Source organism: Haloferax sp. YSSS75 (assembly GCF_046764215.1).
GTDB lineage: Archaea > Halobacteriota > Halobacteria > Halobacteriales > Haloferacaceae > Haloferax.
This window is the reverse complement of record NZ_CP177206.1, coordinates 1,350,876-1,372,073: the sequence shown is the minus strand read 5'-3', so window position 1 is coordinate 1,372,073 and position 21,198 is coordinate 1,350,876. Positions and strand designations below refer to the sequence as shown.

Sequence of the window (21,198 nt, the reverse complement as noted above, 5' to 3'; positions counted from 1 at the left end):
AATCCGGTAGTCTGGTCGGCCAGAGTCGTTACAGATAGGTGCGTCGGGGCGTAGATTCGAGTATGACGAAGGACGTGACACATCTCTACGAGGAGTTCGGTGACGAACGCCTGCCACCGGGACAGCGAGAGACACAGCGGTTCCCGGTGCTCTCTAAGGGTGGCACGCCGTCGTGGGACCCCGAAACGTGGTCGTTCGAGGTGTGGGGGGCCGTCGAGAACTCCCTGGACCTCTCCTTCGACGAGTTTCGTGACCTGCCGTCCGAGACGCAACGGCAAGACTTCCATTGTGTCACCGGATGGAGTAAGTTCGACTGTGAGTTCGAGGGTGTCACGTTCCCGACGCTCGCCGAGGAAGCGGGCGTCACCGACGACGCCGTCCACGTGATGTTTCACGCACTGGACGGATACACGACGAACCTCCCGCTCGACGCCTGCATGCGAGACGAAGTGATGTTCGTCTGGGGGTACGACGGCGAGGACTTGCCGGCGGACCACGGTGGCCCGCTTCGGGTCGTCACTCCACACAAGTACGCGTACAAGGGTGCGAAGTGGGTCACCGGCGTCGAGTTCCTCACGGAACCCGAACGTGGCTACTGGGAGAAGCGTGGGTACTCGAACACGGCGAACCCGTGGAACGAAGAGCGGTACAGTTAGGGGAGGTTTTTGGTCCAGATTTTTCCGAGTCGACCGAAGGGAGACTCGGAAAAAGGTGGGCGTAACCCGTGGAACGAAGAGCGGTACAGTTAGGTGGCGGTTTTTGGTCCACCGTGAGACGCGACGCGTCTCACGAGCCTTCGTTCGCTGATGCTCACGAAGACAGATTTTTCCGAGTCGACCGGAGGGTGACTCGGAAAAAGGTGGGCGTATAGACACCGGAGTTGTCGGATGATGTATAATATCGTCGCCGTCGTCGGTCTTCTGTAGCCCGAAATACCAGAACAGAAGGGAGAGTTTCAAGCGTCCCCGGTCCTGAGCGTCCATCGATGGAACCGTTGCGGACAGACGAGGTCGGAACGCACCTCGTCAGCAGGTCGGTCCGACTGCCCGCGCCGCCGGTCACGGCGTCGCTCGCGTCGGTACGTCGCCCGCGAACGCTGTGGACCGCGCCCGACGAACCAACTGTCGTCGGTGGCGGCGCGGCCGTGACCGTCGAGGCTGACGGACCAGAACGACTTCGAGAGGTCCGCGAGTCGGCGTCTGCGTTGCTCGACAGCGCCGACGTCGATGGACCGGCTATCGCTCGTCCGCGATTCTTCGGCGGCTTTGCGTTCCACGAGGCGGCGACTGGGCGCACCCCGTGGACCGATTTCCCGGCGGCCCGATTCGTCGTCCCCGAGGTCCAACTCGTCTTCGACGGCGGCGACGCGTGGCTAACGCTCAACGCGACGGACGCCGATGCCGAAACGGTCGAGGACAGACTCGCGTCGGTTCGAGAGATGCTCGACGACGTCGAGGAGACGCCCGCCGGTGGACCACCCGGCGTCGCCAAACGACACCGAACGACGTCGATAGCGGCGTGGCGCGAGAGCGTCGAGACGGCCGTCGAGCGAATTCGCGCAGGTGAACTGCGGAAAGTCGTCCTCGCGCAGGCGCTAGAGGTCGAACTCGAGCGCCCGGCGTCGGTGCCGGAACTGCTCGCTCGACTCGGCGAGACCTATCCCGACTGTCACCGATTCCTCGTCGAACCCGTCATGGGCGCGAGTTTCCTCGGTGCCACGCCAGAGCGACTCGTCTCGGTCCGGGGCCGAGAGGTCGAAACTGGCGCACTCGCCGGGACGACTGGCCGGGGCGATACCGAAGACGAAGACGAGTGGTTGGCCAAGGAACTCCTGGCCAGCGAGAAAGACAACCACGAACACGAACTCGTCGCGGAGACGATTCGCGAGCAACTCGACTCGCTCTCCGCCGAGATTCGCGTCGGTGACCGTGGCATCCGCAAACTCGCCACCGTCCAGCACCTCTGGACGCCAATCGACGCGACGCTCGAACACGACGAACACGTCCTCTCTTTGGTCGAAGCACTCCACCCGACGCCCGCTGTCGGCGGACTCCCACCGAACGCGGCCCTCGACGTCATTCGCGACACCGAGCCGTTCGACCGTGGATGGTACGCCGCCCCTGTCGGCTGGTTCGACGCCGACGGTGACGGGAGTTTCGCAGTCGCCATTCGCTCTGCAACCGTCGAGGGAACGATGGCGACGCTCTTTGCAGGTGTCGGACTCGTCGCCGACTCGGACCCCGACGCCGAGTGGGACGAAGTGCAACTGAAGTACCGACCCATCCTCGACGAACTCGAACGCGACGACTGACCGACTGGACCGCCCACGAACAGCGTTCTTCCACGACGAACCGAGACGACACGAGATGACACACCCGAATCGCAACACCCTCTGGGCACGAACCTTCGTTGACGAACTGGCACGCACCGACATCGACGCGGTGTGTATCGCACCCGGTAGTCGTTCCACACCACTGACCGAGGCGTTCGACAGTCACGACGATATCGAGACGTTCTCACATCTCGACGAACGCTCGATGGCGTACTTCGCGCTCGGCCGTGCGCGACGGACGGGCAAAGTGACGCCCATCGTCTGCACGTCGGGGACAGCGGCGGCGAACTTCCACCCGGCGGTCATCGAGGCGTCGCAGGGGCGCGTCCCGATGCTCGTTCTCACCGCCGACCGGCCACCGGAAATCCGCGACAGCGGTGCCAACCAGACAGTCGACCAGGAGAAACTCTACGGCGACGCCGTCCGCTGGTACAAGGACATGCCCGAACCGGAGGCGACGGACCGAAAACTCCGCAGTCTCCGCACCACCGCCGCACGCGCCGTCGCCGAAGCGACTGGTGTCGACTCCGGGCCGGTCCACCTCAACTTCCCCTTCCGAAAACCGCTCGAACCGACTCCCGTCGAAGGGGACGTCCCCGCCGATATCGACCCAGTGGCGCGTGACGGCCGAGACGGAAGCACGCCCTACGTCCGGACCACAGACGGTGTGCCAGAACTCTCCGAAGACCACCTGCGAAAACTCGCCGACGAACTCACCGTGGACCGTGGCCTCATCGTCGCCGGCCCCGCCGACCCACCGGGCTTCAACACCGAAGCAATCGCGGCGCTCGCCCACGCGACTGGATTCCCAATCGTCGCAGACCCACTCTCTGGCCTCCGATTCGGTGGCCACACCCGAACGACGACTGTCCTCGGAGGGTACGACGGCTATCTGGACGAACGCGTCACCGACGACTGGCCCGACCCAGAGGTGGTCGTTCGCATCGGGGCGTCACCCACGTCGAAACCGCTCCGGAAGTACCTCGCCCGAACCGACGCTCGCCAGTACCTCGTCGACCCGACGGGTCGCTGGCGCGAAGCAGAGTTCGGCGCGACGGACTTGCTCTCCGCAGAACCGTCCGTGCTGGCGTGGCGTCTCTCACAACTCGTCAGAAACAGCCCTGACACCGAGTGGGCCCAGTTGTGGACGGACGCAGAGGAGGCCCACTGGAGCGCCGTCGAGGCGGAGACTGACGCCTTCGAGGGGCGACTCGCCGCGGACGTGGCCGAACTCGCACCCGAACCCGCGACGCTCTTCGTCTCCAACTCGATGCCGGTTCGCGAACTCGACCGGTTCGCTCGCCCGTCGACGAAAGCGCGGACCGTCCTCGGGAACCGAGGCGCGTCGGGCATCGACGGCATCGTCTCGTCGGCGCTCGGTGCCGGGTCGGCGTCGAGGGACCACCTGACGCTCCTGACGGGTGACCTCGCGTACTACCACGACATGAACGGCCTCCTCGCACTCGGCCGACTCGGTGTCGACGCGACTATAGTCCTCGTGAACAACGACGGCGGCGGTATCTTCCACATGCTCCCCATCGAGGACTACGAACCACCCTTCACGGACCAGTTCAAGACGCCGCATGGCCTCGACTTCTCCGCGACTGAGTCGCTCTACGACCTCTCCTTTACTCGCGTCGACGCGGACGGGTTCAGAGAGGCGTACGCCGACTCAGTCGCGTCAGGCGGCACCGACGTCATCGAGGTCAGTACCGACGCCAAGTCGTCCCATCGGGTCCGAGAGGCCATCCGCGAACGGGTCGTGAACCAGTTAGTCGACTGACTTTTAATCAACGGGTTCGAGAGTGGGCATATGCCCTCCGGTTTCCGCCACCACTACGGATTGAGTTCCTCGTTCATCGCCGCACTCGCTGGCATCGCAGTGTTCGCCTACGGATTTGTCGTCGCGCTCGAACCGATGACTGGCATCTTCGGCGGCGTGACTGCCGCACTCGGTGTGCTTCTCCTCTCGGACGTCGCGGAACGTGGCTATCCTCCAGTTCTCGGGCGTCGAGGTACACTCGCACTCGTCGGTGGTGTCGTCGTATTCTCCGCGCTGTGGGTCTTCTTTCAACGACCACTGTTCGGATTTGGACTTGCACCGCTTATCGCGGTTGTCCTCTGGGGTATCGCACGATTCCGCGAACACAGCTATCCTGAATCGATGGGCCGTCGCCGAACACTCACAACCGCGTTCGTTGCCGCTGGCCTCGTCACGTACGGGTCGCTCAGCGGCTCGACCGCCTTTCTCGTGGGTATCTGTGCCGCCATCCTCGTCGGACTCGCGTCGTGGGTGACGAGTCCGCGAGGACCGGTGCGAGGCCACGCGAACTCGTGACGCCTCGAACTCACGTCGTGGTACGAGAGGCGACGTACTGCGAGACACGGTAGAGCACGACGTCCACGAAGACGAACACGACGCCGACGACACCACCGACCACCACAGCGATACCACCGGCAGCGCTGACGATGAAGACGAAGGAGGGGAGGCCTTCCAACCGAACCGCCCACGCCCCGGAGACGACGTTGACGAGCGCTCCGGCGATTGCCCCTCCGACGAGGAACCCTCCCCCGATGAACCCTCCCGCGAGAAAGCCTCTGACTACGAGTGAGCGAAGTTCTCCTGTCTGAACCCGTTCGAGACCACCGTCTGCAAACGCCCACCGCGTCGCGACGAGAGCGAGCACCCACAGATAGCCGAACACGAGGACGCCTTCGAGCGTGCTGAGTCCGCGAAGGAGGTTCGCCATCTCCCCGCTCACGTGTCCCGCGACGACGCCGACTAACCCGAGCGCGACGACGTTGAACGTCGCAACCGTCCACGCTTCGAGCGTCTCCGCGCTAGCCATGCGCGAGCACCTCCGCGAGTGCGAGGACGACACCCACCACGACCCACGTGGCGGTGTAGAACTGACTCAACTTCGTCTCGTCGATAGCGCCGGCCCCACTCCGTCGGGCGGTGAGGACGACGAACGTGCGGAGGAACGACCCGACGACGAGCACCGCGACGACGGCGAGTTTCACCGTCAAGACCGTTCCCCACCGAGTCGTCGGGCCGGGTGCTCCGAGTTCGCCCATATTCCCGACACCGGTGACGACCATCAGGGCCATCGTTCCCCAGAACACCCACTCGTAATGGACCGCGAGTCGAATGCTATCGTATCCGACGCCCGCGGTCCGAAGCGAATTCCACACGAAGAGTGCGCCACCGAGGAGGACTGCCATCCCGGCGACGTGGGCGAACCGGACGAGGAGGGCAGAGAACGCGGACATGCCGTAGACGTATCACCGCAGGCACCCTATACGTTCGGGGCGAAAGCGTCGCCGAGGCCGATGTGCAGTCGCCCACGCAAGCGAATCTTTTTGCGCCGCCCGCGCCGCCTCTCGATATGGTCTCGGAGATTTTCGACCCCGACCGCTGGGAACCGGTCGACGGGTCCGACGAGTTCGACGACATCACCTACCACCGCGCCGTCGACGTCCCGGCGGTCCGCATCGCATTCGACCGGCCCGAGGTGCGCAACGCGTTCCGGCCGGGGACAGTGGACGAACTGTACGCCGCACTGGACCACGCTCGCAAACAGGCAGACGTTGGCTGTGTCCTCCTGACCGGCAACGGCCCGTCGGAGAAAGACGGCGGGTGGGCGTTCTGTTCCGGCGGCGACCAGTCGGTTCGCGGCGGTTCTGGCTACGAGTACCGCGACGGCGACGAGGCGGACGTCTCCGACGACCCACTCGTCCGCGAGGCGAAGGCCGGCCGACTCCATATCCTCGAAGTCCAGCGTCTCATCCGATTCATGCCGAAACCCGTCGTCGCCGTCGTGCCCGGGTGGGCCGTCGGCGGTGGACACTCCCTGCACGTCGTCTGTGACATGACGCTCGCCTCCGACGAACACGCGAAGTTCCTCCAGACGGACCCCGACGTCGCCTCCTTCGACGGTGGCTTCGGGTCTGCGTATCTCGCCAAACAGGTCGGCCAGAAGAAGGCCCGCGAGGTGTTCTTCATGGGCAAGACCTACTCCGCCGAGGAAGCGGTGGACATGGGAATGGCCAACGAAGCGATTCCACACGAGGAGTTGGAGGACGTCGCACTGGAGTGGGCCGACGAGATGACGAAGAAGTCGCCCACGGCGATGCGGATGCTCAAGTACGCCTTCAACATGACCGACGACGGCATGGTCGGCCAGCAGGTCTTTGCCGGTGAGGCGACGCGACTGGCGTACATGACCGAAGAAGCACAGGAGGGTCGTGACGCGTTCTTGGAGAAGCGGGAACCGGCATTTAGAGACTACCCCTGGCACTACTGAACCCCCTCTGTGCGGTCCGGGGGTCGATTTGCGACTCTCTCACCGTCATCAGAACGCTCCGCGTTCCGAGTGGCTACCGAGACGCTTTGCGTCTCGTGAACGCAAATATCTGTCTTCGTGAGCGAACCTCGCTCGTGCTCGAAAATCAGAGGTTATCGGCATCACGAGAGGACACCGCACTCTCGGACGACTTCGTTCGCTCGCTGCGGAGCAGTACGTTCATCTCAATTCGCTATAAACTATCATCTCATGCCCGACAACGTTCTCGTCGCCTTCGACGGCTCTCCGCTTTCAGAGCGCGCGCTCGAATACGCTCTCGAGAACTTCCCGGACGCATCCATCACTTCGATTTACGTCATCAATCCTATCGACTCGGTTATCGACGTGGAGGCTGGCGGCTTGCCAGTCGCTAAGGACTGGTACGAGAATGCTCGAGACGAAGCTACCAGAATCCACACGACTGCCACGGACCTCGCGGCGGAACAGAACACCGAACTCGATACCGTCACGGAAGTCGGCAAACCCGCCCGTGAAATCCTCGAATACGCTGAGGACCACGCCATCGACCAGATTGTCGTAGGCAGCCATGGTCGCGCAGGAATCGACCGTGCGATTCTCGGGAGCGTCGCCGAGACAGTCACCCGCCGAGCACGCGTCCCGGTGACGATTGTTAGCTGAGTTGGTCGGCCCACCAGACCTAGGGCCTCCCGCAGCGTCGAGAAACTACTTGCACGTGACCAGGTGTAGAGAAATTGATATACCGACAATGCAAAATCGACACACACTGTATGGTGTCACCGAGTGACTGTTACTGAATCTCCCTCGCTATCGACGTGTACTGTCCAGATAGAGCGACGAGGGGGCCGTGGCGAAGCGGGAGCGCGCGGACTCGAGCGATACCTCCGGAATACGGCCGGCGTCCACGACGTCGACGTCTCGTTCCGAACGGGGAGCGTTCGAATCACCTACGACGAGAGCCTCACCTCAGAGGAACAGATTCGAGAAGCGGTCCGCAACCGTGCCGTCTCTGTTCAGGACGCCCCCGACAGGGACACCGACGAGACGACTTCTCGCTCGGGACTTCGACGGGAGGCAGTGTTCGTCGGTCTGACGCTGTTCGGTATGGTCACCGGCTTGGCGACTGGGTGGCTCGACGGACCCCCACTCCTCATGTGGGCCGGCTACGGCGTCGCGTACGTCTTCGGCGGCTGGTACGGGCTCAAAGGGGCCATCGAGACACTCCGCCACCGTGCGGTCGATATCGACCTGTTGATGATAGTCGCTGCGCTCGGTGCACTCTCGATTGGGGCCCCGTTCGAAGGCGCCATGCTCCTCTTCCTGTTCTCGCTGTCGAATACGCTCCAACACTACGCTATCGGCCGTTCACGCCGGGCGATAAAGTCGCTCGTCGAGATGCGGCCGGACGAAGCGCAAATCCTTCGTGACGGTTCGGAGGTCACTGTCTCTGTCGACGACGTTGCCGTCGGTGACGTGTTTGTCGTCCGTCCCGGTGACAAAATACCGCTCGACGGCGTCATTACGTCCGGTGAGGGAACGGTCGACCAAGCATCTCTCACTGGCGAGTCCGTCCCCGTGCCGAAGGAACCCGGCGACGAGGTGTTCGGTGGTACAATCAACGAGAGCGGGAGCCTCGAAATCGAAGTTACACGACAGGCCCACGAATCGGCGATTAGCCGCCTCATCTACATGGTCGAACGCGCTCAAAGCGAGAAGGCCCCCACACAGCGACTCATCGACCGTCTGGAACAACCGTACGTCCTCGGCGTGTTTGCACTCACAATCGCAGCGATTGCAATACCGGTCAGCCTCGGAAGCGAGTTTACGGGGACGTTCTATCGAGCGATGACGCTCATGGTCGCTGCCTCGCCGTGTGCAGTCATCATCTCGACGCCCGCGGCAGTCCTCTCGGCAATCGCTTCCGGCGGGAGACAGGGCGTGCTGTTCAAAGGCGGTGAACACGTCGAGACAGCGGCACGCATCGATGCAGTCGCCTTCGACAAGACTGGCACACTCACCCAGGGTGATACGCAGTTGACCGACGTACTCGTCCGTGTCGGGACGGCAGACGAAGACGAGAGACTGACCGAGGACGAACTCCTCTCCATCGCGGCCGCAGTGCAGGCTCGCTCTGAGCACCACCTCGCTCGGGCGACTGTGAGGGCGGCCGAAACTCGGTCACTCGACGTCGTCGACGCAGAGCGGTTTCAATCGGTCGCCGGGAAAGGGGTCAAAGCAGATGTCGACGGCAGGACGACCCACATCGGGAACCGCAGCTACTTCGAGACGGTTCTCGGAGACACGGAAATCGACGGTCTGGAACCCGGCCTCGACCGCCTCCAAACGTTAGAGGCGGAGGGGAAGACGAGCGTCCTCGTCGCGCGCGAGAGCCACGGCGAAGTCAGCGTCTCGGGATGGCTCGCCTTCACCGACACCGTTCGCCCTGGCGCGGCCGAGATGGTCGACGACCTTCGCTCGCTCGGCGTGGAACACATCGTCATGCTGACGGGCGACAACGAGCGCGTCGCACAACGCATCGCCGACGAAGTCGGCATCGACGAAGTCCAGGCGGAACTGCTGCCGGAAGAGAAAGTGACGACCATCGAAGAACTGGTCGAGCGATACGAGAACGTGGCGATGGTCGGCGACGGCGTCAACGACGCCCCCGCACTCGCCACAGCAACCCTCGGCATAGCGATGGGCGGCGCAGGGACCGACGTCGCACTCGATACTGCAGACGTGGTGCTGATGGGTGACGACCTCAGCAAGATTCCCTACGTTCTCGGCCTCGGACGCAAGACCCGACGGACGCTCACGACCAATCTCGCCATCGCCTTTGGCGCGATTGTACTCATGGTCGGTACCATCCTTCTCCAGGGTATCCCGCTTCCACTTGCGGTGGTCGGCCACGAGGGGTCGACGGTCATCGTCTCACTGAACGGCCTCCGGTTACTGGGCTTTCGCGGGTGAGCAGTGAGCAAGGGAGAACAGTCGTCACGCTTCGAACCGTCACGTGAAGATTCGTCGACCACTTATAGACAAATCACGCAACCAGACACTGATGTGGCTCGTGATTTCTTCATACTGAACGAACTCCTGCTGGACGCGTAACCGGCTCGCGCCCAGTATTCGGCACTCCCCGAGGAGGGCCATACCTAATGCCTTGTTGTCAGTTATGTGGGTGTTCCCCCTCTCTGGACCCGTCTCGTCCGGCCACGGAATGCAAAATTTGACCGTCCCCGGTCCCTGAGTAAAACGCAATGAGTACGCAGGACATCTCTCGCAGGCAGGCGTGGGTGATGGCGTCGCGGCCACAGACGCTTCCGGCCGCCGCCGCACCCGTCTTCGTCGGCACTGCGCTCGCCGTCCACGAAGGCGTCTTCGCTCCGTTTCCCGCACTCGCGGCGCTCGTCGGCGCACTCCTCATCCAGGTTGGGACCAACTTCGCGAACGACTACTACGACGCAGTACAGGGTGCCGACACCGAGGCACGAGAAGGATTCACCCGCGTCACTGCAGGGGGACTCATCCCGGCGGCGACGGTGAAGCGGGCGATGTATCTGACGTTCGCCACTGCCATCGTCCTCGGAACCTATCTCGTCTACGTCGGCGGTGTCCCCATCCTCGTCATCGGCCTGCTCTCCGTCGCCTCGGGCATCGCCTACACCGGTGGGCCGTACCCGCTGGGTTACCACGGACTCGGTGACCTGTTCGTCTTCGTCTTCTTCGGCCTCGTCGCCGTCGTCGGAACTTACTACGTGCAGGCCGCGAGCATCCTCGCAGACCCACTGTCGATGGGCATCCCACCGGGGACGGTTCCGCTCGTCGCCGTTCTGGCCAGTCTCCCAATCGCGGCGATTTCGACGAACATCCTCGTCGTGAACAACGTCCGCGACAAAGAAGAGGACGCGACGACTGGCAAACGGACGCTCGCCGTTCGGTTCGGGTACGGATTCGCCCGCGGCGAGTACGTCGCCATGCTCGTGTTGGCCTACCTCGTCCCAGTCGCCCTCTGGACGCAGTTCGACTTCGAGTGGTTCGTCCTCCTGCCCGTGCTCTCGATGCCGATTGCGGCCCGAATCGCTCGAACCGTCGTGACTGAGACGAAGGGGGAGGCGCTCAACCCGGCGTTAGAAGACACCGGGAAGTTGCTCGCGCTGTACGCCGTCCTCTTTTCGGTCGGACTGGTCTTCGCGTGATGCGTCTCCGCGAGTTCTCCGTCGCGTTACGACGCCCCCTCGGAACCGCGAAGGGCGATATCGACCACCGTGATGGGTTTCTCGTCGCCGTGGACGTCGACGGTGTGACCGGAATCGGTGAGGCGACGCCACTGCCGGGGTGGACCGAATCACTGGCGGCGTGTCACGAGACGCTCGAATCTCTCAGTGACCCGGTGGCCGCTCTCGGCGACGGCACTCTCGACGAGACACCCGCTGCCAGACACGCTGTCTCGTTGGCGGTGGCGGACGCACACGCGCGAGGTGAGAACCGACCGCTCGCAGCGTCGCTAGCCACCGAGTCACACACCACGCTTCCGGTGAATTCGACGGTCGGTGACGCGGACCTCGAATCGACCGTCGAGAGCGCGAGAGACGCCGTCGATGCTGGATTCGACTGCTTGAAGCTGAAAGTGGGCGCTCGCGACCCATCGGCCGACGTCGAGCGTCTTCGTGCGGTTCGTGACGCCGTCGGTCCGAGCGTCGCGCTCAGAGCAGACGCGAACGGCGCGTGGGACCGATGGACTGCGAGCAGGTTTCTCGACGCCGCCGCGTCGCTGGAACTCGACTATCTCGAACAACCCTTGCCAGCGGCCGAACTCGACGGACACGCCGCACTCCGTCGACTTCACGACACGCCGATTGCACTGGACGAATCGCTCGCCAGCGTCTCACCCGAACGGGTACTCGCCTCCAACGCCGCCGACGTACTCGTCTGTAAGCCGATGGCGCTCGGCGGGCCGGACAGGGTGCGTTCGCTCGCGGGACGCGCCCGGGACGCTGGTGTCGACGTCGTCGTGACGACGACTATCGACGCCGTCGTCGCTCGACTCGGCGCACTCCACGTCGCCGCTTCGCTGCCGGGTGACCGTGCACACGGACTCGCGACCAGTTCGCTCCTCGCGGCCGACGTTGCGGACGACCCGGCACCAGTTCGAGACGGGTCGATGACCGTTCCAGACTCGCCGGGCATCGGTATCGACGTCGCCGCAGTCTTCGACTGATACCGCCTTTATTCTGCGAAACCAGCTGACTCCGACTCGTTCAACTCTCCACGGACCAAACGTTTTTCACGGTTCTGCACGTCTGCGTCGAAAATGGCCGAGGTCGAACTCGACTCCGACGCGGTACGACTCGATATCGAAGCAGGCGTCGCCACCGTGACGCTCGACGCTCCCGAAGTCCGAAACGCCCTCACGATGGCGGTGACCGCCGGCGTTCGAGAAGCACTCGCGTCGCTCCCCGACGAGACGCGGTGTGTCGTCTTCCGCGGGAACGACGGCGCGTTCTGTGCCGGTGGCGACGTGAACGCGATGATGGAGTTACAGGCGGGCGCGCTGTCGCTCCCGGACGCCGTGGACCACGTCGTCCACGACACCGCAGACTGCATCCGCCGCGTCTACAACTGTGACCTCCCGACGATTGCGGCTATCGACGGGGCGGCAGTCGGTGCCGGCGGTGCACTCGCTATCGCTTGTGACCTCCAACTCCTGCACGAAGACGCGCACATCGGGTTCGGATTCCGCCGCGTTGGCCTCGCAGTCGACTCTGGACTCTCGTACCTCCTCCCCCGACTCGTCGGCCGTAACGTGGCCATGGAACTCGTCTACACGGGCGAACTCCTCGGCCCAGAACGAGCACTCGAACTCGGCGTCGTGAACCGCGTCGCCAGTGAGGAAGCGTTCGAAGACGAACTCACTTCGCTGACCGACCGTATCGCCGGCGGGCCGACGAAGGCCCTGACCGCGTCGAAACGACTCCTCCGACGTCCAGACGACTCTATCGAAGCGGCTATCGAACACGAAGCGGCCTCACAGGCGGTCATCTTCGAGACGGACGACCACACCGAAGGTGTCGAGTCGTTCATGGAGCGGCGAGAACCCGAGTTCGAGGGGAGATAACCCGCATCGAGACGCCCTCACGGGCGTCGTCTCTGCCCCGCGTCGGTGCATACTTGTCGTCACCCGGTGACTCCGCCGTATGGTCACCGTCACCGTCTGGAACGAGTTTCGACACGAGCGAGACAGCCAAGAAGTCGCTGCCGTCTACCCGGACGGTATCCACACTGTCGTCGCTGACGCACTCACTGACCGCGGCCACGACGTGAACACTGCGACGCTGGACGAACCCGAACACGGCCTCTCTGAATCCGTCCTCGAAGAGACTGACGTCCTCGTCTGGTGGGGGCACAAAGCCCACGACGACGTCGACGACGCAATCGTCGAGCGAGTCGTCGAGGCAGTCCACGGTGGAATGGGTCTCCTCGTCCTCCACTCGGGCCACTACTCCAAGCCCTTCAAGCGTCTCATGGGTACCTCGTGTTCCCTCAAGTGGCGCGAAGTGGGCGAGAAAGAGCGCGTCTGGACCGTCGAACCCGGCCATCCCATCGCCGACGGCCTCCCCGAATCGTTCGAGATACCACGGGCCGAGATGTACGGCGAGCGATTCGACGTTCCCGCACCCGACGAACTCGTCTTCCTCTCGTGGTTCGAAGGCGGCGAAGTGTTCAGAAGCGGTTGCTGTTACACGCGCGGCAGTGGTCGAATCTTCTACTTCAGACCGGGTCACGAGACGTATCCCATCTACGAACAACCCGAAGTACAGACCGTCATCGACAACGCCGTCGAGTGGGCCGCCCCCGGCGACGGACCGACCCCGTACTTCGGCAACGCCGACCCACGGGAAGAACTCGACTGACTGCGCCGGGGACCGTCTTCGGTTGCTTTTGCTGACCGTCTGGGCCGCCTGAAAAGCGATTATCCCGCCATGTGACCTATTGTCATAGACGGCACTGCAGTTCGGATTTGAACGTCGTGTCGTGGTGATACTATGAAAGGAATCGACGGAAAAGTCGCCCTCGTCACGGGCGGTGCATCGGGTATCGGACGGTCGACTGCACTCCGGTTCGCCGAGGAGGGGGCGAAAGTCGCACTGTCGGACGTACAGGTGGACGCCGGCCAACAGGTCGTCCGCGAGATAGAGAACGACGGTGGTGAGGCGATATTCATCGAAGCGGACGTCTCGAAAGAGGCGGACGTGGCACGACTCGTCGACGAGACGGTAAACGAGTTCGGTGGCCTCGACTTCGCACACAACAACGCAGGCATCGAAGGGAAAGTCGGGTCCATCGCGGAGATGGACCTCGAAGACTTCCAGCGAGTCATCGACATCAACCTCACTGGCGTCTTCCTCAGTCTGAAGTACGAGATTCCGCGCCTCCTCGAACGAGGTGGTGGTGCTATCGTCAACACGGCGTCCGTCGCCGCCATGACCGGCGGGGCGAACCTCTCGCACTACTACGCGGCGAAACACGGCGTCGTCGGCCTCACTCGCTCTGCGGCACTGGAAGTCGCAACCGAGAACATTCGAGTCAACGCCGTCCTCCCGGGCGTGATAGAGACGCCGATGATAGAGCGATTTACCGCCGGTAACGAGGAAGCCAAAGAAGCGCTACTAAAAGACGAACCCATCGGCCGCCTCGGAAGACCCGAAGAGATTGCGAGCGCCGTCGTCTACCTCTGTTCGGACGATGCGTCGTTCGTCACCGGCCACCCGATGGTCGTCGACGGTGGGTACGTCGTGCCGTAGGCCGACGCACCGCCAAATCCGCGTTTTTTCCGCCGACTCTCATAAGTAGCCTCAGGACTGAGGTGTTCACATGGCACAATCGACAGGTGGACAACGGCGACTCATGTTCGCCTTGTTCGCGGTTGCGACGCTCATCTTCCTCCTCGGTATCGTCGTCATTGGCTACCTCTCCGGCGCGATTTGACGAACGAGCGCCGTCTCAGCGCGTCGCGTCTTCCGGTCGGAAGGTCTTCCCGTCCCGTCCGTCCGCGGTCATCCGACGGAGTGTCGCGGCGGCGTTGCTCGCGTCATAGCCGAACAGCACGTCGTTGGCGTACTCGTCGGCGACTTCGAGAGCGTGGATGAGGTCGTCGACGTCGACGTCGACGGCGTACAGTTCTATCGAGAGGTCAACGTCGTACGGGTCGAGCAGTGAGACGAACCCTCTCGCAATGGTTTCGAGCCAGTAGGTCGTCCCGTAGTCGAGGTCGTAGAGCGGGACGACGAACTCGTCGACGTGCGCTGAGAGCGCCTCGATGTCGAGGCCGGCACGTCGGTAGAGGTGTCCCGGGTAGGGGTCGGGATAGAGCGTGAGATAGAGGCGGCCGGGAATCCGGTCTGCGGCGTCGGCGACGAAGTCGGTGATGACCTCGGCACGCCACTCGAACCACGCGTCGTCGTCGGCGGTGTCTCTGTCGTGTTCGGCCGCCCACTCGTCGAACAGTCGCGTACAGCGGTCACAGTGGCAGTACTCGTCGCGGGGGAACCCAACGTCGTCGAGTCGGACGTCACCGTTCGCGGCGGCGGCGTCTTCGACGATTTCGAGGAGTCCCGACCGGTACTTCTCGTTGGTCGGGCAGATGTACGCCCAGTCGAAGTAGGTCCGGTCGCGGGTGGCGAGGTTGCCTTCGTCGTCGACGGGGACGAGTTCTGGATTCTCGTTCGCGGCGGCGTTGTCCCCGAAGCACGATATCATGTTGACGGCGTTCGAGAGCGGTTCGGCCGCCCGACCGGTGACGTCTTTGACCTCGTAGAACCCGCGGTCGAACTCGGGCCAGTCGATTTCGTCTTCGTTGCGCGTGACGACCCCGTACATGCCTCTCCGTTCGAGTGGCCGTCGGGTAAGTCGTTCGTTCCCGTCGCTGGTCGGCGGGAGTCGTCGCTCGACAGCGTGGTGCGCGACGCAAAGAGTCGGGAACCGGGCGACGACGGCGGTTATTCTTCGATTTCGACTTCGACGGACTCCCCGTCACCGGAGAGGACGGTGTAGAGGAGTGCGACGACTGCCAGAACGAGTACGAGTTTCGCTTTCTTGGACATACATGCGACTACGATTGCAGCGCACAAAGTGATTACGACATGAACTGTTGCACCACTGAAAATTTGTCACCGAGACTGGCGCGGTGAAGTCGGGTCTCGAACGGTCTCAGCTGACGTTCAGGTTGGACGCAACTTCGTCTTCACGGACGATGGTGTCGCAGTAATCACAGCGAACACCGTCGGAGAGGACGGTAAAGCGGGCCTCTATCGGTTCGTCGGCGTTGGTGATGCAGTTCGTGTTCGGACACGAGATGATACCGGAGACGGAGTCCGGGCGGACGACACGGCTCTTTTCGACGACTTCGTAGTCGCGGACGATGTTGATGCTCGCCGCCGGCGCGATGAGCGAGAGGACGTCCACTTCGGATTGGCTCAGTTCGCGTCCTTCGACCTTGACGATGTCTTTCCGGCCGAGACGGTCCGAGGGGACGTTCATCCCGACGGAGACTGTCTCTCCTCTCGTTCCGTCGATGCCGAGGATGGCGAGGACGTTGAGTGCCTGCCCGCCGGCGACGTGGTCGATGACGGTGCCGTTCTGAATCTTCGAGACGCGGAGTTCGTGGTTCTCTGTCATCGGTCTTGGGAGAGGAGGAGGTCCAACAGCGCCATTCGGACCGGAACGCCGTTGTGTGCCTGTTCGAAGTACTTCGCGTGGTCCGTCTCGTCGATGTCGGGCGAGATTTCGTCCACGCGCGGGAGCGGGTGCATGATGGTGAGGTCGTCCGAGGCCGCTTCGAGCGTCTCGGTGTCGATTTGGTACTCACCGGCAACCTTCCGATACTCGTTCTCGTCGGGGAAGCGCTCGCGCTGGATGCGCGTCACGTAGAGCACGTCGAGTTTCGGGAGGATGTCGTCGAGGCCGGTGTGTTCTTTCACCTGTGACCCAGAGGCGTGGAGGTCGTAACGGACGTTTCGTGGGAGACGGAGGCTCTCGGGGCTGATGAAGTGCTGGCGTGCGTCGAAGTTGGTGAGCGCTTCGGCCAGCGAGTGGACGGTTCGACCGTACTTCAGGTCGCCCATGATACCGATGGTGAGGTCGTCGAGGCCTGCGTTCTCCCGGATGGTGTAGAGGTCGAGGAGGGTCTGACTCGGGTGCTGGCCCGCGCCGTCGCCCGCGTTGACGAGCGGGACGTCGACGTACTCGGAGGCCATCTGTGCAGCACCTTCACTCGGGTGCCGGAGGACGAGGCCATCCGCGTAGCCTTCGACCACGCGCACCGTGTCGGCGAGCGTCTCGCCTTTCTTGACCGACGACGACTCGACCGGTCCCATATCGACCGTCTGGCCGCCGAGGCGTTTCATCGCGGTGTCGAAGCTCATCCGTGTTCGCGTACTCGGCTCGAAGAAACAGAGGCCGAGAACCTTCCCGGCGTGTAGCTGCCGGAATGCCGCCGGATTCGCGTCGATTTCAGCCGCGCGGTCGAGCACCGCCTCGATGTCCTCCCGCGAGAGGTCTGTCGCGGAGATGAGGTGGTCCTGACGCATCGATGAAGTGAGAGACCTACACCGACTTGAATCTCCCGGCATCGGTCGGCGTGTGTGATATACACTCCTGTGTACAACTATGCCAAACAGGAGCGAAAAATGGGGGCAGACCCGTTTCGCGAACGGGTGGCAGGCGATTTCTGACCGGGTCTATGGCCAGTTACCGCTCTGCGCGTAGGAGTCGACGACACGCTGGATGGCGACGACGTACGCGGCAGTACGGAAGTTCGGCAGGTCGTGTTTCTCGTAGGCGTCGACGAGGTTTTCGAAGGCGTCGACGATGACGCGTTCGAGTTCGTCGTTGACGCGCTCTTCGGTCCAGTAGAAGCGCTGGCGGTTCTGGACCCACTCGAAGTACGAGACGGTGACGCCACCGGCGTTGGCGAGGATGTCGGGGAAGACGTGGACACCACGCTCGGTGAGCACGTCGTCGGCACGGGGCGTAAGCGGGCCGTTCGCTGCTTCTGCGATGATGTCGGCCTGCACGTCCTTCGCCAGGTCGCCGTCGATAGCGTTTTCGAGTGCCGCGGGGACGAGGAGGTCCACGTCGAGGGTGAGCAGTTCGTCGTTCGTCAGGGACTCGGTGCCCTCGTATCCCGAGACGGACCCAGTCTCGTTCTTGAAGTCCTTGACGGCGCGGGCGTCGAGTCCGTCGGGGTCGTAGATGCCACCGGACGAGTCGGAGACGGCGACGATGTTCGCGCCGAGGTCCTCGATGAGTTTGGCGGCAATCCATCCGGCGTTCCCGTAGCCCTGCACGGCGACAGTCGCGCCCTCGATATCTCGGTCGAGGTACTTGAACGCCTCACGAGCGGTGAGCATCGTCGAGCGACCGGTCGCTTCGACGCGGCCTTCACTGCCACCGTTGTCCAGCGCCTTGCCCGTGATGACGCCGGGTGCGGTGGTGTTTTCGAGTGTCTCGTAGGTGTCCTTGATCCAGTTCATCTCGCGCTGGCCGGTGTTCACGTCCGGTGCGGGGATGTCACGGTCGACACCGATGAAGGGGCGGAGTTCCTTGGCGAACGACCGGGAGACGCGTTCGAGTTCGCCTTCGCTGTAGTCCTTCGGCTCGATGACGATGCCACCTTTGCCACCGCCGTAGGGGATGTCGACGACGGCGCACTTGTAGACCATCCACCCCGAGAGCGCCTTCACTTCGTCGCGTGTGACGCCCGGGTGGTACCGGATACCGCCTTTGTACGGTCCTCGGTCACCGTTGAACTGAGAACGGTACGCCCGGAAGAGTTCGATACTGCCGTCGTCCATCTCGACGGACAGATTCGTTTCGAGGACACGCTCGGGATTCTTCAGACGCTCGATGACGTCGTCTCGCACGTCGAGGTACGCTGCCGCGTCGTCGATTTGCTCCTGTAAGCTCTCGAATGGATTCGCCTCTTGTGCCATGTATTAATACCAACGGGGCATCCGTTTAAGCGTAGCGGAATTTTTACCATATTATAATGATGGTATGCATACCCCTTGGTAATAGGTTTCAATATATGGGTCGATAGTGATTGATTTCTCTGAATCGAGCGGCCAATGTTAAAATTAGTACGTCTCGCCCGCTCTGTCGAGGATGTTCTCTGCCTGTTTGACGAGGGGTGCGTCTATCATCTCGCCGTCGACGCCGAAGACGCCGCGTCCGTCGGCGTCCGCCTCGTCTCTTGCACGGAGCACTTTCTTCGCCCACGTCACGTCGTCCGGGTCCGGCGAGAACGCCTCGTTGATGATGGGAACCTGTGCGGGGTGGATGGCGAGTTTGCCGTCGTACCCGAGTTGTCGGCTGAATTTGGCGTCCTCGCGGAGTCCGTCGTCGTCCTGATAGTCCACGTGGAGCGTGTCGATGGCGTCGATACCGGCGGCAGACGCGGCGACGACGACTCGCTCGCGGGCGTAGAGTACCTCTGTCCCCTCGTCGGTTCGCGTCGCCCCGACGTCGGCGGCGAAATCCTCCGCACCGAAGACGAGCGCGGAGGTGTCGTCCGCAGAAGCGACGCCGGGTGCGGCGAGTACGCCGGCGGCACTCTCGATAATCGCGATGACTGGACAGTCGGCCCCCGCCTCGCGAGCGGCGTCTGCGACGCGGGTCACCTCGGCGGCGCTCGTCGCTTTGGGGACGACGAGTGCGTCGGGCGGGTGGTCGGCACAGACCGTCGCCACGTCGTCGATGCCGGCGTCACCGGGATTCACGCGAACCGCGACTTCAGCCTCGGGGTCGAACTCCGGGTCTGAGAGCACGTCGACGACGGCGTCCCGTGCCTCTGTCTTCCGTTCCGGGGCCACGGCGTCTTCCAAGTCGAAGACGAGCACGTCGGCACCTGCTCCGGGGGCTTTTCGCATCAACGAGGGTCTATCGCCGGGTGAAAACAGGACGCTCCGTCGTGGCATAGGTGGGTGTGAGGTGGTGTGGAGGCGTGATGAATCTAGTGACAGTCGGCAGGAAGGGGGCAGAGACGGACGGGCCGTCTCGCAGTTGGGGGCAGAGACGGACGAGTCGTCTCGCAGTTAGGGCCAGAGTCCGCGGTGTTCGTGGGCGGCGGCGACGCGTTCGAGTGCGACCATGTACGCGGCGTCACGCCACGTCACGTCGTAGGTTTCGACCTGTTCGCGGACTGCCTCCCACGCACGGAGCATCTCTGTCTCCAATTCGTCGTGGACGCGTTCGAGCGACCACGAACGGTGGTTGAGGTCCTGCAACCACTCGAAGTACGAGACGGTGACGCCGCCGGCGTTGGCGAGGATGTCCGGGACGACCTGAATCCCGCGTTCTTCGAAGAGTTCTGTCGCCGCGGTGGTCGTCGGACCGTTCGCACCTTCGACGATGAGTTCTGCCTGCACGTCCTCGGCGTTCTCGGCGGTCAGCACGTTACCGATGGCCGCCGGGATGAGCACGTCGACGTCGAGTTCGAGGAGTTCCTCGTTCGAAATCTTCTGCGGTGCGTCGTACTTCATCACCGCTTCCGGTTCTTCCTCGTGGGTCGGCACGTCGTGCGTGTCGAGGCCCTCGGGGTCGTAGATGGCACCGTTCACGTCGGAGACGGCGACGACTGTCGCACCGGAGTCGTCGAGGAGGCGTGCGGCGGGCGCGCCGACGGACCCGAAGCCCTGAACCGCGACGGTGGTCTCTTCGATGTCCCACCCGAGGTAGTCGATAGCTTCGCGTGCGATGATGGCAACCGAGCGGCCAGGGGCCGTGTCACGGCCCTTGCTTCCGCCGACGACGGGCGGTTTGCCGGTGACGACGCCGGCCTGTGTCTCGCCTTCCTGCATCGAGTAGGCGTCCATGAACCACGCCATCGTCTGGGCGTCGGTTCCCATGTCCGGGGCCGGGATATCCTTGGTGGGGCCGATAAAGGGGCGGAGTTCTTCCGCGAATCGACGGGTGAGGCGTTCTTTTTCGTCCACCGAGAGGTCCTTCGGGTTGACGACGATACCGCCCTTGCCGCCACCGAACGGGAGGTCCATCACGGCGCACTTCCACGTCATCCACATGGAGAGGCCGATACACTCGTCTTCGGTGACGTCGGGGTGGAACCGAAGGCCGCCCTTGTAGGGTCCGCGAACGCTGTCGTGTTGGGCGCGGTAGCCAGTGTACACCTCGGTGGTCCCGTCGTCACGTTCCAGTGGGACCGACACGCGGTGGACCTGATTCGGGTGGTTCAGACGCTCGATGACGCCGGGGTCGACGTCCAGGTGCGCGGCGGCGCGCGTGAGTTGCCGTCGCGCCGTCTCGAGTGCTGTCTCTTCTGTCGGTTCGTCGTCTTTCGCGGTGGATGATGCTGCGGATGCCATAGTGCATTCGTCCGGCGTCTCACCGGCGGTGCCGGCGACCCGGTTGTATCGCACGCGGCCACCGCCCGTCGATTTTCGACGGCCAGTGGGCGCTTTCGCGACTCTCTTCGTGGGACAATTATAACGGTTGTTATCCGCTTTCGCTCGGGGCAATAGTTGT

The 21,198-nt window shown here is 63.3% G+C and carries 20 protein-coding genes; 12 read left to right on the top strand and 8 right to left on the bottom strand.

The genetic code is table 11. The annotated features are described in order from the left end of the window. Positions 1 to 62 precede the first annotated feature (62 nt). The 4 genes from ACK3R5_RS07270 to ACK3R5_RS07255 all read left to right on the top strand — a co-directional run bounded on the left by ACK3R5_RS07270 (position 63) and on the right by ACK3R5_RS07255 (position 4,670). Positions 63 to 656, top strand: a complete 594-nt coding sequence (locus ACK3R5_RS07270; protein ID WP_411963396.1) for a sulfite oxidase-like oxidoreductase — start codon at positions 63 to 65, stop codon at positions 654 to 656. 329 nt (positions 657 to 985) lie between these two features. Then, positions 986 to 2,311, top strand: coding sequence for an isochorismate synthase MenF (locus ACK3R5_RS07265; protein WP_411968526.1), 1,326 nt, complete (start codon positions 986 to 988; stop codon positions 2,309 to 2,311). A 55-nt stretch (positions 2,312 to 2,366) separates the two neighbouring features. Then, positions 2,367 to 4,115: a 2-succinyl-5-enolpyruvyl-6-hydroxy-3-cyclohexene-1-carboxylic-acid synthase gene (gene menD / locus ACK3R5_RS07260; protein WP_411968525.1), complete on the top strand. Its 1,749-nt coding sequence runs from the start codon at positions 2,367 to 2,369 to the stop codon at positions 4,113 to 4,115. A 30-nt stretch (positions 4,116 to 4,145) separates the two neighbouring features. Further along, positions 4,146 to 4,670, top strand: coding sequence for a hypothetical protein (locus ACK3R5_RS07255; RefSeq protein ID WP_411968524.1), 525 nt, complete (start codon positions 4,146 to 4,148; stop codon positions 4,668 to 4,670). Positions 4,671 to 4,680: 10 nt separating this feature from the next. Here the strand turns inward: ACK3R5_RS07255 and ACK3R5_RS07250 are convergent, their stop codons facing one another. Then, the gene (locus ACK3R5_RS07250; RefSeq protein ID WP_411968523.1) at positions 4,681 to 5,181 is read right to left on the bottom strand and encodes a hypothetical protein; all 501 of its coding nucleotides are present in this window, start codon (positions 5,179 to 5,181) and stop codon (positions 4,681 to 4,683) included. Further along, on the bottom strand, positions 5,174 to 5,605 hold the full coding sequence (locus tag ACK3R5_RS07245) for a CopD family protein (protein ID WP_411968522.1): 432 nt from the start codon (positions 5,603 to 5,605) through the stop codon (positions 5,174 to 5,176). Before ACK3R5_RS07245 ends, ACK3R5_RS07250 begins: the two co-directional genes overlap by 8 nt. 116 nt (positions 5,606 to 5,721) lie before the next feature. On the opposite strand from ACK3R5_RS07245, the gene ACK3R5_RS07240 reads away from it, so the two are divergent. The 8 genes from ACK3R5_RS07240 (at position 5,722) to ACK3R5_RS07205 (ending at position 14,462) form a co-directional block, all read left to right on the top strand. Beyond that, positions 5,722 to 6,639, top strand: a complete 918-nt coding sequence (locus tag ACK3R5_RS07240; protein ID WP_411968521.1) for a 1,4-dihydroxy-2-naphthoyl-CoA synthase — start codon at positions 5,722 to 5,724, stop codon at positions 6,637 to 6,639. 249 nt (positions 6,640 to 6,888) lie between these two features. Then, positions 6,889 to 7,317: a universal stress protein gene (locus tag ACK3R5_RS07235; RefSeq protein WP_411968520.1), complete on the top strand. Its 429-nt coding sequence runs from the start codon at positions 6,889 to 6,891 to the stop codon at positions 7,315 to 7,317. 123 nt (positions 7,318 to 7,440) lie between these two features. Continuing rightward, on the top strand, positions 7,441 to 9,627 hold the full coding sequence (locus ACK3R5_RS07230; RefSeq protein WP_411968519.1) for a heavy metal translocating P-type ATPase: 2,187 nt from the start codon (positions 7,441 to 7,443) through the stop codon (positions 9,625 to 9,627). 329 nt (positions 9,628 to 9,956) lie between these two features. Next, the gene (locus tag ACK3R5_RS07225) at positions 9,957 to 10,856 is read left to right on the top strand and encodes a 1,4-dihydroxy-2-naphthoate polyprenyltransferase (protein WP_411968645.1); all 900 of its coding nucleotides are present in this window, start codon (positions 9,957 to 9,959) and stop codon (positions 10,854 to 10,856) included. Beyond that, positions 10,856 to 11,878, top strand: a complete 1,023-nt coding sequence (locus ACK3R5_RS07220; protein WP_411968518.1) for a mandelate racemase/muconate lactonizing enzyme family protein — start codon at positions 10,856 to 10,858, stop codon at positions 11,876 to 11,878. The genes ACK3R5_RS07225 and ACK3R5_RS07220 overlap by 1 nt, the downstream gene beginning before the upstream one ends. Positions 11,879 to 11,971: 93 nt before the next feature. Then, entirely contained in the window at positions 11,972 to 12,775 is an 804-nt protein-coding gene (locus ACK3R5_RS07215) for an enoyl-CoA hydratase/isomerase family protein (protein ID WP_411963386.1), read from the top strand. A gap of 79 nt (positions 12,776 to 12,854) precedes the next feature. Next, complete coding sequence (locus tag ACK3R5_RS07210; RefSeq protein WP_411968517.1) at positions 12,855 to 13,571, top strand: ThuA domain-containing protein; 717 nt, start codon at positions 12,855 to 12,857, stop codon at positions 13,569 to 13,571. A 132-nt stretch (positions 13,572 to 13,703) separates the two neighbouring features. After that, positions 13,704 to 14,462: an SDR family oxidoreductase gene (locus tag ACK3R5_RS07205; protein WP_411968516.1), complete on the top strand. Its 759-nt coding sequence runs from the start codon at positions 13,704 to 13,706 to the stop codon at positions 14,460 to 14,462. Positions 14,463 to 14,661: 199 nt separating this feature from the next. Here the strand turns inward: ACK3R5_RS07205 and ACK3R5_RS07200 are convergent, their stop codons facing one another. The 6 genes from ACK3R5_RS07200 to gdhB all read right to left on the bottom strand — a co-directional run bounded on the left by ACK3R5_RS07200 (position 14,662) and on the right by gdhB (position 21,038). Beyond that, positions 14,662 to 15,537 (bottom strand): hypothetical protein, encoded by an 876-nt coding sequence (locus ACK3R5_RS07200; protein WP_411968515.1) that lies wholly within the window; start codon positions 15,535 to 15,537, stop codon positions 14,662 to 14,664. A 330-nt stretch (positions 15,538 to 15,867) separates the two neighbouring features. Continuing rightward, entirely contained in the window at positions 15,868 to 16,335 is a 468-nt protein-coding gene (gene pyrI, locus ACK3R5_RS07195) for an aspartate carbamoyltransferase regulatory subunit (RefSeq protein WP_411963382.1), read from the bottom strand. Beyond that, entirely contained in the window at positions 16,332 to 17,246 is a 915-nt protein-coding gene (gene pyrB, locus ACK3R5_RS07190) for an aspartate carbamoyltransferase (RefSeq protein ID WP_411968514.1), read from the bottom strand. The genes pyrI and pyrB overlap by 4 nt, the downstream gene beginning before the upstream one ends. 150 nt (positions 17,247 to 17,396) lie before the next feature. Next, the gene (locus ACK3R5_RS07185; RefSeq protein WP_411968513.1) at positions 17,397 to 18,650 is read right to left on the bottom strand and encodes a Glu/Leu/Phe/Val family dehydrogenase; all 1,254 of its coding nucleotides are present in this window, start codon (positions 18,648 to 18,650) and stop codon (positions 17,397 to 17,399) included. 144 nt (positions 18,651 to 18,794) lie between these two features. Next, on the bottom strand, positions 18,795 to 19,634 hold the full coding sequence (locus tag ACK3R5_RS07180) for an HpcH/HpaI aldolase/citrate lyase family protein (RefSeq protein WP_411968512.1): 840 nt from the start codon (positions 19,632 to 19,634) through the stop codon (positions 18,795 to 18,797). A gap of 117 nt (positions 19,635 to 19,751) precedes the next feature. Beyond that, the gene (gene gdhB, locus ACK3R5_RS07175) at positions 19,752 to 21,038 is read right to left on the bottom strand and encodes a glutamate dehydrogenase GdhB (RefSeq protein WP_411968511.1); all 1,287 of its coding nucleotides are present in this window, start codon (positions 21,036 to 21,038) and stop codon (positions 19,752 to 19,754) included. Positions 21,039 to 21,198 lie beyond the last annotated feature (160 nt).